General features: G+C 72.7%; 13 protein-coding genes. 6 read left to right on the plus strand and 7 right to left on the minus strand.

Features of this window, described 5'->3' with window-relative positions:
• Positions 1-136: 136 nt before the first annotated feature.
• A complete protein-coding gene (gene mraZ / locus AC4BGB_RS06165) occupies positions 137-565 on the minus strand; it encodes a division/cell wall cluster transcriptional repressor MraZ (RefSeq protein ID WP_490545702.1) in 429 nt (142 codons plus the stop codon).
• 360 nt (positions 566-925) lie between these two features.
• Here mraZ and AC4BGB_RS06170 point away from each other — a divergent pair, with 360 nt between their 5' ends.
• Genes AC4BGB_RS06170 through AC4BGB_RS06180 form a run of 3 tightly spaced genes read left to right on the plus strand, consistent with a single transcriptional unit; the run spans position 926 to position 5,445 of the window.
• The gene (locus tag AC4BGB_RS06170; RefSeq protein ID WP_490546792.1) at positions 926-1,897 is read left to right on the plus strand and encodes an AAA family ATPase; all 972 of its coding nucleotides are present in this window, start codon (positions 926-928) and stop codon (positions 1,895-1,897) included.
• A 21-nt stretch (positions 1,898-1,918) separates the two neighbouring features.
• A complete protein-coding gene (locus AC4BGB_RS06175) occupies positions 1,919-3,130 on the plus strand; it encodes a DUF58 domain-containing protein (RefSeq protein ID WP_490545704.1) in 1,212 nt (403 codons plus the stop codon).
• Positions 3,127-5,445 (plus strand): transglutaminase TgpA family protein, encoded by a 2,319-nt coding sequence (locus tag AC4BGB_RS06180; protein ID WP_490545706.1) that lies wholly within the window; start codon positions 3,127-3,129, stop codon positions 5,443-5,445. Before AC4BGB_RS06175 ends, AC4BGB_RS06180 begins: the two co-directional genes overlap by 4 nt.
• A 193-nt stretch (positions 5,446-5,638) precedes the next feature.
• On the opposite strand, the gene AC4BGB_RS06185 is transcribed toward AC4BGB_RS06180, so the two are convergent.
• The 6 genes from AC4BGB_RS06185 to AC4BGB_RS06210 form a co-directional block, all read right to left on the minus strand.
• A complete protein-coding gene (locus AC4BGB_RS06185) occupies positions 5,639-6,115 on the minus strand; it encodes an SCO2097 family morphological protein (protein WP_490545708.1) in 477 nt (158 codons plus the stop codon).
• A gap of 178 nt (positions 6,116-6,293) precedes the next feature.
• Entirely contained in the window at positions 6,294-7,493 is a 1,200-nt protein-coding gene (dinB, locus tag AC4BGB_RS06190) for a DNA polymerase IV (protein ID WP_490545709.1), read from the minus strand.
• Positions 7,494-7,511: 18 nt separating this feature from the next.
• On the minus strand, positions 7,512-8,249 hold the full coding sequence (locus AC4BGB_RS06195) for a methyltransferase (protein ID WP_490545711.1): 738 nt from the start codon (positions 8,247-8,249) through the stop codon (positions 7,512-7,514).
• Between the two features lie 40 nt (positions 8,250-8,289).
• Positions 8,290-12,009 carry a DNA polymerase III subunit alpha gene (locus tag AC4BGB_RS06200; RefSeq protein WP_490545713.1) on the minus strand — a complete coding sequence of 1,240 codons (3,720 nt, stop codon included), beginning with the start codon at positions 12,007-12,009 and terminating at the stop codon, positions 8,290-8,292.
• A gap of 9 nt (positions 12,010-12,018) precedes the next feature.
• On the minus strand, positions 12,019-12,549 hold the full coding sequence (locus AC4BGB_RS06205) for an SAV_6107 family HEPN domain-containing protein (RefSeq protein WP_490545714.1): 531 nt from the start codon (positions 12,547-12,549) through the stop codon (positions 12,019-12,021).
• A gap of 28 nt (positions 12,550-12,577) precedes the next feature.
• Complete coding sequence (locus AC4BGB_RS06210) at positions 12,578-12,973, minus strand: DUF6504 family protein (protein ID WP_490545716.1); 396 nt, start codon at positions 12,971-12,973, stop codon at positions 12,578-12,580.
• Between the two features lie 194 nt (positions 12,974-13,167).
• Between AC4BGB_RS06210 and AC4BGB_RS06215 the strand changes: the two genes are divergently transcribed.
• From AC4BGB_RS06215 to AC4BGB_RS06225, 3 genes are read left to right on the plus strand one after another with little or no spacing between them, the layout of a single operon-like run.
• Complete coding sequence (locus AC4BGB_RS06215) at positions 13,168-13,713, plus strand: YbaK/EbsC family protein (protein ID WP_490545718.1); 546 nt, start codon at positions 13,168-13,170, stop codon at positions 13,711-13,713.
• Positions 13,713-14,072 carry an ArsC/Spx/MgsR family protein gene (locus tag AC4BGB_RS06220; RefSeq protein ID WP_490545720.1) on the plus strand — a complete coding sequence of 120 codons (360 nt, stop codon included), beginning with the start codon at positions 13,713-13,715 and terminating at the stop codon, positions 14,070-14,072. Before AC4BGB_RS06215 ends, AC4BGB_RS06220 begins: the two co-directional genes overlap by 1 nt.
• Before the next feature lie 22 nt (positions 14,073-14,094).
• Positions 14,095-15,405, plus strand: a complete 1,311-nt coding sequence (locus AC4BGB_RS06225; protein WP_490545722.1) for a phytoene desaturase family protein — start codon at positions 14,095-14,097, stop codon at positions 15,403-15,405.
• Positions 15,406-15,411 lie beyond the last annotated feature (6 nt).

A 15,411-nucleotide genomic window follows, 5' to 3' on the forward strand; every position in this document is an offset into this window, starting at 1 on the left:
CGCTTGGAGGGGCGACCCATCTGACACCGGGGAAGGTGCGTCAGAGGGGTCAGTGGGAGGAGCGGACGCGAGCCTCGCCCTGCGATCACCGTTGTTGAGTTGTCCGTGCTGTGCGTCGGGACCGGGGTCCCTTCCTCTAGAAGCCGGGGAAGATCTCTTCCTGGAGGTTGGCGAAGGCCTGTTCCTGGTCGGCGGTGTAGGTGGCCCACGAGCTCGGCTCCCAGACCTCGATGCGGTCGAAGACCCCGATCACCACGGCGTCACGGTCGAGGCCGGCGTACTGCCGCAGCTCGGGGGTGATGGTGACCCGGCCCTGCTTGTCGGGGACCTGCTCGGAGGCCAGCGCGAAGAGCATCCGGCCGTAGGCGCGCAGGCGGGCGTCGGTCTGCGAGGCGTTGCGGAACTTCTCGCTGAACGCGTCGAAGTCGGCCTTGGTGCGGATGTCGAGGGCGCGTTCTTGACCTCTGGTGATCACCAGGCCCTCCTTCATCTCGTCTCGGAACTTCGCCGGGAGGATCACGCGGCCCTTGTCGTCGAGCTTCGGGGTGTAGGTGCCGGAGAACATCTGCTGCTCCCCTCACCCCTGCTCTGTGAACCCGTTGACCGCCAGGTCCCTCCACTTCGCACCACTTTACTCCACATCCCTCCACACGCAACCACTTTCCCGCCACTTGCCTCCCCTTTTCGCCAGCAAATGCGCCCCACCGTCACCGCGCCCGGGCCGGGCGCCGGCGCCACCGGCCCGAAACGGGGAGCCGCTCGTCGTACCCGCCCGCCGCGCTTGTGTGGTGCTATGGGCTTCACTTGGGAGAGGCGTCCCTCAGGCGGTGGTGGGGCGAAGTGGTGAGAGGTGGAGCCAGACGTGTTCGGAGCGGGAACGCAGAGCCCTGCGCAGGCAGGGCAGGACGCGTCGGGCGGCACCGAGATCGACGAGGTGCGCACGGTCGCCGAGCGCATCTCGGACAACGTCGCTCGCGTCATCGAGGGCAAGCCCGAGATCGCCCGGTCGGCACTGGTGGTGCTGCTCGCCGGCGGCCACCTGCTGATCGAGGACGTCCCCGGCGTCGGCAAGACGATGCTGAGCAAGGCCCTGGCCCGCTCCATCGACTGCAGCGTCCGCCGGATCCAGTTCACCCCCGACCTGCTGCCCTCCGACGTCACCGGCGTCTCGGTCTTCAACCAGGACACCCGGCAGTTCGAGTTCCGACCGGGCGGGATCTTCGCCAACGTGGTGGTCGGCGACGAGATCAACCGGGCCAGCCCAAAGACGCAGGCAGCGATGCTGGAGTGCATGGAGGAGGCCCAGGTCACCGTGGACGGGACCACCTACTCCCTCGAGTCCCCGTTCATGGTCATCGCCACCCAGAACCCCATCGAGATGGAGGGGACCTATGCCCTCCCGGAGGCCCAGCGCGATCGGTTCATGGTGCGGCTCTCCATGGGCTACCCGGTGGAGTCCGCGGAGATCGCGATGCTCTCCGCGCGTGACGGGACCAGTCCCCTCGAGGACCTCGAGCCCGTCACCGACGCCGCCGAGGTGCGCAAGCTCATCGAGGTCGCCAGCAGCGTGCACGTCTCCGAGACCGTCCAGCGCTACGCGGTCGCCCTGAGCACCGCGACCCGGCGCTCCCCCCACCTCCGGCTCGGCGCCTCGCCGCGGGCCACCCTGCACCTGGTCCGCGCCTCGAAGGCGTGGGCGGCGATGCAGGGTCGCCAGTACGTGCTGCCCGACGACGTGCGCGACCTCGCCCCGCAGGTGCTGCCGCACCGGCTGGTCCCCACCCTGGAGGCCACGATGAGCGGGCGGCGTACCACCGAGGTCGTCGAGCAGGTGCTCGCGCAGGTTCCGGTCCCCCACGCCTCCGGCCGGGTCACGCCGGACAGCGTTCGGCCCTGACGAGTCCGAGGAGCAGCGGCGTTGCGCAACCTGACCGTGCAGGGACGGTGCTTCCTCGCAGCCGGCGCCGCCGCGGTCGTGTGCGGCATCCAGATCGGCGAGCGTGACTTCGTCCGGATCGGCCTGCTCGCCCTGCTCGTCCCCGTCCTGACCTGGCTGCTCCTGCGGCACCGCGAGCGCCGGCTGTGGGTACGCCGCGCGCTCAGCGCCCTCCAGGTCGAGGCCGGCACCACCGCCCACGTCGAGGTGGAGGTGGGCACCACCGGCCGACGCACCGGGCTGCTCCTCGTCGAGGAGGAGCTCCCCGCCGCGCTGGGCGGGCCGCAGCGGTTCCTGGTCGACCCGCTGGGAGCAGGCGAACACACCACGCTGCGCTACCAGGTGAACACCGACCAGCGCGGCCGCTACCTGCTCGGGCCGCTGCGGGTGCGGGTGGCCGACCCGATCGGGATGGTCGACCTCGGCCAGACCCTTCCCTCCACCGCCTCCCTCCTGGTCACCCCCCACACCGAGCCGCTGCCGCGCGTGCCGTTGGCCGGCGCCTGGGCCGGGGCCGGTGAGAACCGGACGCGCGACCTCGTCGGGGGCGGCAGCCCCGACGTGACCACCCGGGAGTACCGGCTCGGCGACGACCTGCGCCGGATCCACTGGCCGACCAGCGCGCGCACCGACCAGCTGATGGTGCGCCGCGAGGAGCAGCAGTGGCAGTCGCGGTGCACGCTGCTGATCGACAACAGGCGGAGCTCGCACCGGGGCCAGGGGGCTGCCTCCTCGCTGGAGACGGCGGTCGGTACGGCGGCCTCGATCGTGCGTCATCTGGTCGGGATGGACTTCGAGGTCCGGCTGGTCACCGCGAGCGACGAGCCCGCCTACCGCGGGTGGCACCAGGGGGCCCGCGGGGCCACACTCCCCCAGCAGCTCGAGCGGCTCGCGCTGCTCGGCCCGGCTCGCGCCGAGCGGCTGTCCACCGGGTGGGCCGACGAGTCGCGCCAGGGCGGGATGGTGCTCGCCGTGCTCGGTGACCTCGGCGACGCGGACCGCGAGCTCCTCTCCAGCCTGGCCCGGACGGGTTCCTCCCCGGCGTACGCCGTGGTGCTAGATGTCTCCACCTGGGGCGGCGGGAGCAGCAGCGGGCCGCCGGCGACCGCTGCCCTGCGTGAGACGGGCTGGAAGGCCACCACGCTGGAGCGCGGCGCGCCACTGGCCACCTCCTGGCTGGAGCTGGCGCGATGAGCCGCTCCCCCTTCACCAGGCGCTGGGTCATCGGTCCCCCGGTGCTGGGGCTGCTGGCCGGCTGGACGGCGCTGCTGTCCTGGAGCGGGATGGTGAGCGAGCCGTCCCGGTTCCTGGTGCCGACGCTGTTCGCGGGCCTGGTGCTGGCACTGGCGGGAAGCGTCCTGCGCGCGCTGGGCGTGGCCGCCTACGCCGTGGTGATGGCCCAGTTGGTGCTGGCGCTGGTCTCGCTCAACGTGGCGGTCGCGTCCGGCCAGTCGGTGCTCGGCCTGATCCCGACCGAGAGGTCCGTGCGGAGCACGTCGTACGCCGTCTACAACGGTGCCGCGACGTTGAACACCTACGGCGCTCCGGTGGAGGTCAACCCGATCGCCACCGCTGCGATGCTCACCGCCTGCGGCCTGGCCGTGATCTTCTCCATCGACGTGCTGGCGATCAGCCTGCGCCGTCCGGCGCTGGTCGCGCTGCCGCTGCTGGTGGCCCTGAGCGTGCCCGTGACGATCATGACCGACGCCCTGGCGGTGCCGGTCTTCGTCGCCGTGGCGGTGCTGTTCCTGTGGCTGCTCGCCGCGCAGTTCCCCGACCGACTGCGCAGGTGGGGCAACGGCGGGTCGGCCCGGGTGCCGGACGGCCCGGCTCCGGTGAGCAGCCGGGCGGAGGTCCGCACCGGCACCGGCACGGCGACGCTGTGGCAGGTCTCGGCCGCCGCCGTCCTGCTCGCCCTGTTCGCCGCCCCGCTCGTCCCCGTCGCCGACCTGCTCAGCCGCACGCCCGCCGACAGCCTCGGGAACGGGCTCGGCGACGGACGCGGCTACCAGCTGGCGGTGAACCCGTTCATCCGGATGCGGCGCGACCTCGTGGTGAAGACGAACACGCCCCTGGTCTATGCCGAGACGAAGTCGCGGACGACCGGCTACCTGCGCACGACCGTGCTCGACGACTTCACCAGCAGCGCCTGGCGGCCCTCGCCCCGCGAGCTCCCCAGCGAGAACGACGCCGACGGCACCTTCCCGAACCCGCCCGGGCTCGCTCCCTCCGTCGACGGGGTCGAGGACGAGTGGAAGCTCCAGCTCGCGCCCCGGTTCAGCACGATGTGGCTCCCGCTGCCCTACCCGATCCGCAACCTGGACGTGCCCGGGCTGTGGCGCTACGACGACCGCACCCTCGACGTCGCCTTCCTCAGCCGCGGCAGCACCTCGCAGCTGGAGTACCGCGCCACCGCCTTCACCCCCACCATCACCGCCGAGCTGCTCGACGCGGGAGGCAGTGCGCCGAACAGCGTCCGGGAGCCGATGACCGAGGTGCCCGAGGACCTCCCCGACGTGATCGCCGAGCGGGCTCGTGAGGTGACCCGTGGGGCCGAGGGCGACTTCGCCAAGGCGGTGGCGCTGCAGGACTGGTTCCGCGAGGGCGGGGGCTTCCGCTACTCCCTCGAGCAGCGGAGCGGCTCGGGGATGGACCTGCTGGCTGCCTTCGTCACCAACGACCGGGTCGGGTACTGCGAGCAGTTCGCCGCGGCGATGGCCGCGATGGGGCGCACCCTGGGGATCCCGAGCAGGGTCGTGGTCGGGTTCCTGGACGGCACCACCGAGCCGGACGGGCGCATCCTCTACACCAGTGACGACCGGCATGCGTGGCCGGAGATGTACTTCTCCGGGGCCGGGTGGGTCAGGTTCGAGCCGACGCCCAGCCAGCGCGCCGGCGCCACCCCGTCGTGGACCCGACAGGCCCTCCCGGCGGTCGCGCCCTCGGTCGCCCCCGGCGACCAGGCTCCGCGGGACCAGGCACCTGCCCCCGCGCAGGCGGCAGACGACGACTCTGCGAGCGATGGGAAGGGACGCAGCCTGCCGGTGTGGCCGCTGGTGGCCCTGGCCGTCGTGGTGGTCCTGGGCCTGGGGCCGGGCCTGGCACGCCGGACCCAGCGGACCCGCCGGCTCGGCGCCTCGGACCCGACGCACCTGGCCGAGGGGGCCTGGTCCGAGCTGCGGGCAACGGCTCTCGACCTGGGCCTGGAGTGGCCCGAGCAGCGATCGCCCCGGGAGCAGGCGCGCAGCGTGGCCGGACAGGTCCCCGTCCGCGACGAGGATCGGCACGCCCTGGAGGACCTGCTGGTCCGGGTGGAGCGGGGACGCTACGACCGCGGCGGGGCCCCGGGATCGGGCGGGGGGTCCGGCGGGAGCGTCGATGCGCAGCTGCGCGACCACACCGTGGAGACGGTGGGTTCGTGGCGACGGGCGATGGTGAGCAGCGTCGACCGGCGGCGCGGCTGGCGCGGCCGGCTCTGGCCCAGCTCCCTGCTGCGGCGCGAGCGCTGATCGACCGGGCTGATGGCGCCGTGCTGATGCTCCAGCTTCCGGACTCAGGGCTCGGGGGCTCAGGGTCGGGACGGGCTCGTCCTGATCGGCCGATGTCGGGCCCCACGTGCTCAGGCCCGGGAGGCCGCTGTCATGGTCGCGGGGACCTGGTTGGGCCCCTCATGGTCGGGGGCCAGGGATGATCGGATCGGGCTCAGTAGCCCTCGTGCCGCCGGCGCTCCCAGCGCTGCTCCATGCGCTGCATGAAGGTCCCGTGCTTGGGTCCCCGGCCACCGCCGCGGCGCTGCTTGGTGGGACGCATCTTGCGGGAGCGGCCACCCTCGATCACCTCGAAGCGGTGCGGGTTGTCGTCGAAGTCGAAGAGCTGGTCCTCACCGGTCTGGGCCTGCGCCGGCACTGCGTGTCGCCCGCGCCAGGTGGCCAGGCCGATGGTGGCGGAGGCGAGCATCACCACGAAGCCGAGCACCCCCAGCCAGATCTGTGCACTGATGGTGCCGCCCATCATCATCGCGACACCGAGCACGAAAACACCGCCGGCTGCGGCGGTGCGCATTCGCGCGACTCGCTGGAGGGTGCTGCCCCTCAACGTCGAGGCGAACTTGGGGTCCTCCTGCGCGAGCGCATGCTCCATCTGCTCAAGCAGGCGGAGCTCCTCTTCGGAGAGCGGCACGGCTTCCTCCCGAACTGATCTGGTCCCTGCTTTGAGTCTAGGCAGGCTCCCCACAACTCGGTAGCCGGGTTCGGAAAATGTTGATCGCGATTTCGTCGTCGCGGGGTTGCCGACCGGCGCTGGGGCCGCTGCCCGAGCACTGTCCGGGGCACCTTGGAGGGCGGTCTCAGGGCCGGTCTCAGGGGCGGTCACCGAGCAGGAGCGTGGCTCGGCGTACGGCGCCGCCACCGAAGCGGAGCGCAGCCGCGTCGGCCGCCCGGTCGGCCTCCTCCCAGCCGCGCTCTCTCGCTCCGAGGACGAGCTGGCGCTGCACCTGATCGCGTGGGACCAGGCCCTCGACGCGTACGCCCACCAGGCGGATCCGGGCACGCTGCAGGCCGAGTGCGTCGAACAGCGCCGCCGCGGTGGCATGGATCTCACCGGTGCCGTCGGTGGCATCGGCCAATGTCCGGGAGCGGGTGATCGTGGTGAAGTCGGCGAACCGCACCTTCAACGTGACCGTGCGCCCCGCGACCCCGGCGGCCCGCATCCTGGACGTCACCTTGGTCGCCAGCCGCAGGAGCTCGCGCAGCACCACGGCCCGGTCGTCGGTGTCCCGGCCGAAGGTCTCGTCCGCCCCCATGCTCTTGTCGGGGTCCTGGGTCACCCGGCGCGGGGTGAGCGTGCGCCGGTCGGTGCCCCACGCCAGGTGGTGGATCTGGGTGCCGGCCGCCACGCCGATGCCGCGCTGCAGGGTGGTCAACGGCGTGTGGGCGACGTCGCCGACGGTGCGCAGGCCGAGGCGGTACAGCTGCTCGCGGGTCTTCTCCCCCACCCCGTAGAGCTCGCCCACGTCGAGAGGGTGCAGGAACCGGGTGACCTGGCGCGGCGGGACCACCAGCACCCCGTCCGGCTTGGCGCGGCGACTGGCCAGCTTGGCCACCGAGACCGAACCGGCCAGGCCGACCGAGCAGGTGATCCGCTGCTCGTCGGCCACCCGGGCCCGGATGTGCTCGGCGATCTGCACGGGACTGCCCAGCCTGCGCACCGATCCGGAGACGTCGAGGAACGCCTCGTCCATGGAGATCGCCTCCACCACCGGGGTGACCTGCCGGAAGATCTCCATCACCGAGGCGGAGACCGCTTCGAAGTCGGCGTAGTCGGGGGCAATCACCACCGCGTCGGGACACATCCGCCGGGCCCGGGTCATCGGGAGCGCCGAGTGGACGCCGTACCTGCGGGCCGGGTAGTTCGCGGCCAGCACCACCCCGCGGTGTCCTCCGCCCACGATCACCGGCAGGTCGGCCAGCTCGGGGCGGTCCCGGATCGCCACCGAGGCGTAGAAGGCGTCCATGTCGACGTGGAGGATCGGGCAGTCGAGGGAGGGGTCTCGGGTCATGAGGGCCCCCGGCGGGGGTCAGCGGGTGGCGACGAGGTGGAGCTGGCTGGCCAGGGTGAGGTACTCGGGGCGTTCGGAGACTGCGCGCTCGAGCTCGAGCAGGGCTGCGCTGGCGCCGGGCTCGAGGTCCAGGAGGGTGGAGGGGACCAGGTCGGTGAAGACGCGGATGCCGTGGCTGCTGCGGATGCCGAAGCCGGCACCTTCGAGGAGGCTGGTGATCTCCTCGACGGTGAAGCGGTGCTCGTTGGCGCGGGCGTCTCCGGCCGGGCGGTCGGGATCGCCCTCGAGCAGGCGCATGGCCTGGGTGAAGTGGCCGGCCATCGCGCGGGCCAGCACGGCGGCGTGCCGCTGGCTGACCACCAGGGAGAGGGATCCGCCGGGGCGCAGCACCGAGGCGATCTCCCGCAGCCCGGTCTCGGGGTCCTCGAGCAGGCCCAGCACACCGTGGCACAGCACCAGGTCGACGCCGCCCTCGGGCGCGAGCTCGCGCAGGGTGCCCAGGTCGCCCTGGAGACCGGTGACCCGGTCGGCGACGTCCTGCTCGTCGGCGCGACGAGCCAGCGCAGCGAGGGCGTCGGGGCTGGGGTCGATGACGGTGACCCGGTTGCCCTGGGCGGCAACCCGGACCGCGAACCCGCCGGTGCCACCTCCGATGTCGAGGACCTGCTGCTCGCCAGTGCCCTCGAGGAGGGCGTGGACGGCGTCCCAGACCACCGCGGTGCGGGCAGCGGTACGTCGTTCGAGGGGGCGTTCCATGAGCGCCAGCCTAGGGGGTGAGGTCCTGGAGGCCGGGAGGTCATCCGGCGCTCCCCGGGCTGCGGTGCCACAGCTTGCGGGCCACGTCACCGGTGAGGGTGCCCGGGGCCCCGGTCTGGGTACCGCTCTTGATGCCGGTCTTGATGTCGGTACCGGCGGGCTTGATGTCGGCGTACGGCGACATCCGGAAACCGCTGGTGTGCACCATCACCCGGCTCGGGCCCTGGGTGGACCCAGCGGACCCGGCGCCGAACCCGGCGGGCACCCGGTCGATCTCGGCGTGGACGGCCGCCATCCCCTCGGCGAGCCAGAGGTCGTGCAGCTTCCCGAGGTCCCAGGCACCGGTCGCCCGCAGCGAGACGCCCCGGCGGCCCGTGCGGCGCAGCTCTCCACGGACCACGAGCAGCCAGGAGCCGAAGACGGTGGCGGCGTAGGGCCCCTGGGCGTCCTCGAAGAAGGTCGCGTCCACCGGGCCGGTGGCGTCGTCGAGGGTCAGGAAGATGACCCGGCGGCCCGAGCGGATCGGCGGGGTCTGGGTGGCCACCTTCACCCCGGCGACCAGCAGCTCGCTGCGGCTGCGGGCGGAGAGCAGGCCGGAGGAGCGGGTGATGCCCAGCCGGTCGAGGAACTCGGCGTGGAAGTCGATCACGTGCTTGCTGGCATCGAGACCGAGGATGTCGAGCTCGGCCCGGACCCGGTCCCCCTCGGTCATCTCCGGCAGTCCGCTGGGGATGCCGGCGCCGGAGACCTCGTCCCCGAGGTCGAGGGTCAGCTGGAAGGAGGCGTCGCCCTCGCGTGCGGCGCCGTTCTGTGCCCGGTCCGGGGACCCGCCTCGGGCCCCGGGCCGGGACAGTCCGCGGGCCCGCTTCGTGCCCGCCCGGTCGGAGGCACGCCGCAGCCGGTCGAGGTCGCTGACCTCGAGCAGCAGGTCACGCCTGGTCAGCCGGCCGCGACGGCCGGCCCCGCTCCCGCCGATGCCGTAGATGCTGTCGAAGGCGCCGGCCTGCACCAGGCGCTCGACGACCGGCCGCGCGACGTGGGTGCGTTGCCAGAAGTCGGTCAGCGAGGCGTACGGCGCACCCTCCCGGGCGGCCACGATCCGGCTCACCTCGCCGTCGTTGATGCCCCGCACCTCCTCGAGTGCGATCCGGATGCCCCACCCCTCGCCGGTCTCCTCCACGACGTACGCCGCCTCGCTGGCGTTGACGTCGAGGCCGAGCACGGCGATGCCGAGCTGGCGGGCGTCGTCGAGGATCAGCCGCTTGGGGTACATCCCGGGGTCGTGGGTCAGGACACCGGAGAGGAAGTGGGCCGGGTAGTGCGCCTTGAGCCAGGCCGACTGGTAGGTCGGCAGCGCGAACGCGGCGGCGTGGGCCTTGCAGAACCCGAACGAGGCGAACGCCTCGATCACCTTCCAGATCTCCTCCACCACCGGCAGCGGGTAGCCGCGGCCGAGTGCCCGCGGGTAGAACCAGGTCTTCGTCTCGGCCATGCCGTCCCGATCGCCGAGGGCACGGCGCCACTCGTCGCCCTCGGCGTAGCTGCAGCCCGCGAACTCGGCGATGATCTCGATCACCTGCTCGTGGTAGACCACCACGCCGCGGGTGCCCTCCAGGATCGGGCGCAGGTCGTCGTGGAGGTAGCTGGCGCTCCGCCAGCCGTTCTTGACCTCGAGGTAGGGCGTGATCATGTCGCTCTTGACCGGTCCCGGCCGGAACAGCGAGATGTCGGCGATGATGTCGGAGAACTTCTCGATCCCGGACTTGCCGACCAGCTCGCGCTGCCCGGGCGACTCGATCTGGAAGACGCCCAGGGTCTTGGCCGAGGAGATCAGCGAGTAGGTGGTGGGGTCGTCGAAGGGCACCTGCACCTCGTCGTCGAGATCGATGGCGCGGCCCGAGGTCCGCTCGATCTCTCCCACCGCGTGCGCCATCGCCGACTGCATCCGGATGCCGAGCACGTCGAGCTTGAGCAGCCCGAGGTCCTCGACGTCCTCCTTGTCGAACTGGCTCATCGGGTAGCCCAGGGAGCTCTGCTCCACCGGGGTGCGGTCCAGCAGGGTGCGGTCGGAGAGCAGCACCCCGCACGGGTGCATCGCGATGTGCCGGGGCAGCCCGTCGAGGCTCTCCACCAGCCGGAAGAACATGTCGAAGGTGCCCCACTCCCCGGCCGCCGCCTCCCGCGCCATCCCGGTGGAGCGCAGCTCGGGCAGGTCGCGCAGCGCCATCCGCGCGTCACGTGCGCGGATGTGCGGGAACGCCTTGGCGATGGCGTCGATCTCCCCCATCGGCATGCCGAGCGCCGCCCCCACGTCGCGGATCGCGTGCCGCACCTTGTAGGTGTCCATCATCGAGACGGTCGCGCACCGGTCGGTGCCGAAGCGCTCGAGGATCGCGTCATAGACCTCGAGCCGGCGGGCCGACTCCACGTCGATGTCGATGTCGGGCAGCGAGCGGCGCAGCGGGGAGAGGAACCGCTCCATCAGCAGGCCGTGCCGGATCGGGTCCACCCCGGAGATGCCGAGCAGGTAGTTGACCAGGCTGCCCGCGCCCGAGCCGCGCGCCGCGCTCCGGATGCCGAGCTCGCGGATCATCGTGGTCACGTCCCCGACGGTGAGGAAGTACGACGCGAAGCCCAGCTGGCCAATCGTCTGCAGCTCGTCGTCGAGCCGCTTCCAGATCCGCTGCCGCGGTGCCGAGCCGTAGCGCCACCCGACCGCGGCCTCGCACCGGGCCCGCAGCTCGAGGTCGACGGAAGCCGCGCCACCACTGCCTGCGGCGACCTCGAACTCGGGGAAGTGCACCTCCCCGATCCCGAGGTCGTCGCGCGGGTCGAGCACGCACTGGTCGGCGAGCGCGCGGGTCCGGGCGAGCAGCTCGGTGGCGCCGCGGGAGCCGTGCTCCCCCAGCCCGGCGAAGCGGCAGATCTCCTCGGCCACCTCGTGCATCTGCTTGCCCGACTTCAAGAAGCCCTCGGCGTTGGCGCGGTCGAGATGACGGACGTCCATCGGCACCAGCCGGCGCGCGGCGTCGAGCACGTCGATCGTGGGGGCATCGAGCCGATCGGCGTAGCGGACCGCGTTGGAGAGCACGGCCGGGACCCGGGCCGCGCCGGCCAGGCCGGCCATCCGGGCGGCGTGCGGGGAGGAGCCGGGACCGGACCCCTGGATCCGGTGGGAGACGACCTCGACCACGACCTGCTCGGTGCCGACCAGGTCGAGCCAGTGGCGCAGCACGGCACTGCCGAGGTCGTCGCGACGCAGCGTGGCCGCCCGCCCCAGCTCCGAGGCCGGTCCGAGCAGCACCCGCACGTCACGACCTGCGACGTGCTCGGCCACCAGCTCGGGGGTGCACACCGGGGTCCCGCGCTCACCTGACTGGTGGGTCGCCGAGACCAGCCGGCACAGCGCCGCCCAGCCGCTCCTGCCACCGGCCAGGAAGGTGACCCGGGGCAGCCGGGCGTCGCGGAACGCACCACCGCGGGTCGGGGTCCGGGTGGGGATCCGGGCCGGGGCCGGCCTGCCGGTCGGGTCAGGTGTGCTCGGGGAGAAGGCCAGGTCGACGCCGAGGACCGGCCGGATCCCCGCCGCGACCGCGGCCTTGACGAACCGGACCGCGCCGTAGGTGCCGTCGCGGTCGGTCAGCGCGAGCGTGTCCATCTCCTGCTCGGCCGCCCGTTCCACCAGGACGTGGGGGTGCGAGGCGCCGTACTGCAGGGAGTAGCCCGAGGCGACGTGGAGGTGAACGAAGGGATCAGCCACGAAGCGCTCTCAGGCGACCCGGATCGGGGCGTGCTCGGTCAGTCCCAGCGAGGTCTCCACCAGGGCCAGGAACCGGTCGGCGTCACGGACCAGGTCGTCGGCCTCACGCTCGGTGACCGCCCGGCGCGAGCCGGCTTCGGCAGCGGCGCGCTTGCCGGCGCCCGCGGCGAAGAAGGCGGCCCACTCGGCGAGCTCGGGAGCCACCTCCGCGAGCAGGACCCACGCGTTCTTCTGCGGGCGTCGCCGCGACGAGATCGCGGGCTGGGCGCGGGCGGCCAGGAGGGCGGCGGTGGCACGCAGCGCGGAGACGTGGGCCAGGGCGTAGCGCTCCGGCACGTCGGTGCTGGCGATCGCCTCGCGCAGCGACTCCGCTGCCCGCTCCAGGTAGGAGTGCGTGGCGGCGCTCAGGAAGTGGGGCGGCGCCGCGAGCCCGGGGTGGGCTGCGGGGTGGGCTGCTGGGTGGGCTGCGGGGTGGGCTGCGGGGCTGGTCGCCCGGGTGGTTGCCGGGGTGGCTCTCGGAGCGGTCATCTGCTGGGTCATCTCGTTGTCCTCTCGATCCGTCGATCCGTCAGTCCATGGCCCGGACGAGCTGCCAGCTGCCCTCGGACCAGCTGAAGACCAGGTCGAAGACGCCGAAGCCGGGGTCCTGCCCAGGAGGCTGTCCGGGTGAGTGCTGGGCGGCGACCCTCCCCCTGGCTGCTGCCACCCGCCACACCTCGCGCTCCCGGAGGAGGTCGGTGTCGAGTGCCCCGGAAGTCGGGCCGGAAGTCGGGCCGGAAGTCGGGCCGGAAGTCGGGCCGGAAGTCGGGCCGGAGGTCGCCGGGCGGCTGGCCCACCAGGCACCGGTCTCCACCCAGTGCGCCACCACCTCGCGCACCTGCCACAGCCGCCCCCGCCACAGGAACTGGTCGGGGTCCTCGTCTGCGCCCTTGTGCACCTCAACCGGGTCGTCGTAACGCCGCACCGTCTGCTCCTCACTGTCCGCAGCTGTTCGACCCGCTGTCAGTGCCCTGGCGGAGGATGGGGGTCGAGGTCACCCTCCGCCAGGACTTGTTCGAACAGATGTTCGAACAAGTCCAAAGGTACACCTCCCCTCCGACAACCCGTCAAGAGCCGATCCGTGGCGGCGCCCCACGACCGGGCCGGTACGTTGCCCCCATGACCGAACGACCAGTCGAGCTCCCGGCCGAGATCCCCGGCGAACAGGGCCGGCCCGTGGGCGAGCACGCCGCCATCACCAGGTTCCGCGCCGAGCTCGCCCGCCGCGGCGGGCGCGGGCGGATCGTCGTGCTCCCCGACTCCGTGCACACCGCCCAGCTCGCCGCCGACGCCCTCGGCTGCGAGGTCGGGGCGATCGCCAACAGCCTGCTGTTCGCGGTGCCTGATGGCGCTGAGGGCGAGGACGAGCCGCTGCTGCTCCTGACCAGCGGGGCGCACCGCGTCGACACCGACAAGGTCGCCGCCGAGCTCGGTCTGCCCGCGCTGCGGCGTGCCAAGCCCGACTTCGTCCGCCGGCACACCGGCCAGGTCATCGGCGGCGTCTCCCCCTTCGACCATCCCGCGCCGGTGCGCACCTACCTCGACCCCTGGCTGCGCCGGCACGAGGAGATCTGGGCGGCCGCGGGCCACCCAGCCGCGGTGTTCTCCACCACCTTCGAGGAGCTGCAGCAGCTGACCGGTGCCGACGAGCTGGAGGTGGAGTGATGGAGATCTGGATCAACCCGGCCTGCACCAAGTGCCGGGTCGCCAAGTCCGAGCTGGACACGGCCGGACTGGACTACACCGAGCGGCGCTACCTCGAGGACCTGCCGACCCCGGCCGAGCTCGCCGACGTGCTGTCCCGGATGGGACTGGAGCCCTGGGACCTCGCCCGGCCCAAGGAGACCAAGGAGGCCGGCATCGACCTCCCCCGCGACGCCTCCCACCGCGACGACTGGATCGCGGCGATGGTGGCGAACCCACGCACGATCCAGCGCCCGATCATCACCCTCGACGACGGGACGACGGTGGTCGCCCGGGACACCGAGACCCTGGCCGAGGTCGTCCGGCGCGCCGGGGGCTGACCCGGCCCGTAGGGTGACCGCCATGTCAGCAGTCGTGGTGGTCGGAGGCGGGTTCGGCGGGATGGCGAGCGCCGCACGACTGGCCAAGATCGGCCACCAGGTCACCCTGGTCGAGGCCTCCGGCAAGCTCGGCGGCGCCCTGGGCTACGTCGAGCAGGACGGGTTCCGCTGGGACTCCGGGCCCACGCACACGCTGCTGCCGGCCGTGCTGCGCGACCTGTTCCGCAAGTCGGGTCGGGCGCTGGAGAAGGAGATCGACCTGGTCCCGGTCGAGCCCGTGGCGCGGCACATGTTCGACGACGACGACGACACCTTCCTCGACCTTCCCGGAGGCAGCCGGGCCGCCCAGATGGAGGCCGTCGAGAAGTCCCTCGGCCCGGGAGCGGGCGCGCAGTGGGCGACGTACGTCGACGCGTTCGCCGACGACTGGGAGACGCTGCGCCGCGACTGGCTCGAGCGCCCCTACTCCCCCGACCTCGCCAGCAAGCACGCCAAGGCGCTGCTCACCACCAGGCTGAGCCTGCACAAGCTGACCCAGAAGGCGTTCAAGGACGAGCGGCTGCGCCAGGTGGCGACGTACCCGATGACGCTCGAGGGCCACGACCTGCGCAACGTGCCCGCCTGGATGGGGATGTGGACCTACGTCGAGCAGAACTTCGGCGCCTGGACCGTCCCCGGCGGGATGGGCTCGCTGGCCGACGCGCTCGCCGCGCGGCTGAGGACCCGCGGGGTCACGGTGCTCCTCGACTCGCCCGCACTCGACCTGGAGATCTCCGGCGGCCGCGCCGTGGGCGTCCGCACCGCGCAGGGCATCCTGGCGGCCGACCACGTGGTCTGCGCGATCGACCCCCGCAGGCTCCCCGCGGTGGCGCCGCTGGTCCAGCGCACGATGCCGGTGATCCCGCCGGTGACCTGCCACATCGGCCTGGTCGGCGAGGTGCCGGACCTGCCCGCCGAGGTGGTGCTGCACGGCGACCCGATGGTGGTGGTGCGCACCGGCGGCCAGGCACCGGAGGGCGCGCACGCCTGGACGCTGCTCGGGCGGGGCCAGCTCGCCGAGGACATCGTCACCGCCATGCACCGCAGCGGCCTGCGGGTCCGCGACCAGGTCGAGACCCGCGTCGACCTCTCGCCGCGCCAGCAGGTCGAGCAGTGGCACGGCTCGCCGTACGGCGTGCTCTGGCAGGGCCGCAACACCGTCACCCGCCGGCTGGGCCCCACCACCCCCGTTCCGGGGCTGCTGATGGCCGGGGCGCACGCCACACCGGGCGCAGGGCTGCCCTCGGTCGGGCTCTCCGCCGCCCTGGTCGCCCAGGTGATCGGACCCGCCTGAGCGGCG

This window comes from Nocardioides sp. Z30_9 (assembly GCF_058215735.1).

Bases quoted from the DNA above. Each gene is read 5' to 3' on its own strand.
- AC4BGB_RS06220 (WP_490545720.1), top strand. From the start codon at position 13,713: ATGGAGATCTGGATCAACCCGGCCTGCACCAAGTGCCGGGTCGCCAAG.
- mraZ (WP_490545702.1), bottom strand. From the start codon at position 565: ATGTTCTCCGGCACCTACACCCCGAAGCTCGACGACAAGGGCCGCGTG.
- AC4BGB_RS06225 (WP_490545722.1), top strand. From the start codon at position 14,095: ATGTCAGCAGTCGTGGTGGTCGGAGGCGGGTTCGGCGGGATGGCGAGC.
- AC4BGB_RS06205 (WP_490545714.1), bottom strand. From the start codon at position 12,549: ATGACCCAGCAGATGACCGCTCCGAGAGCCACCCCGGCAACCACCCGG.
- AC4BGB_RS06180 (WP_490545706.1), top strand. From the start codon at position 3,127: ATGAGCCGCTCCCCCTTCACCAGGCGCTGGGTCATCGGTCCCCCGGTG.
- AC4BGB_RS06195 (WP_490545711.1), bottom strand. From the start codon at position 8,249: ATGGAACGCCCCCTCGAACGACGTACCGCTGCCCGCACCGCGGTGGTC.
- dinB (WP_490545709.1), bottom strand. From the start codon at position 7,493: ATGACCCGAGACCCCTCCCTCGACTGCCCGATCCTCCACGTCGACATG.
- AC4BGB_RS06215 (WP_490545718.1), top strand. From the start codon at position 13,168: ATGACCGAACGACCAGTCGAGCTCCCGGCCGAGATCCCCGGCGAACAG.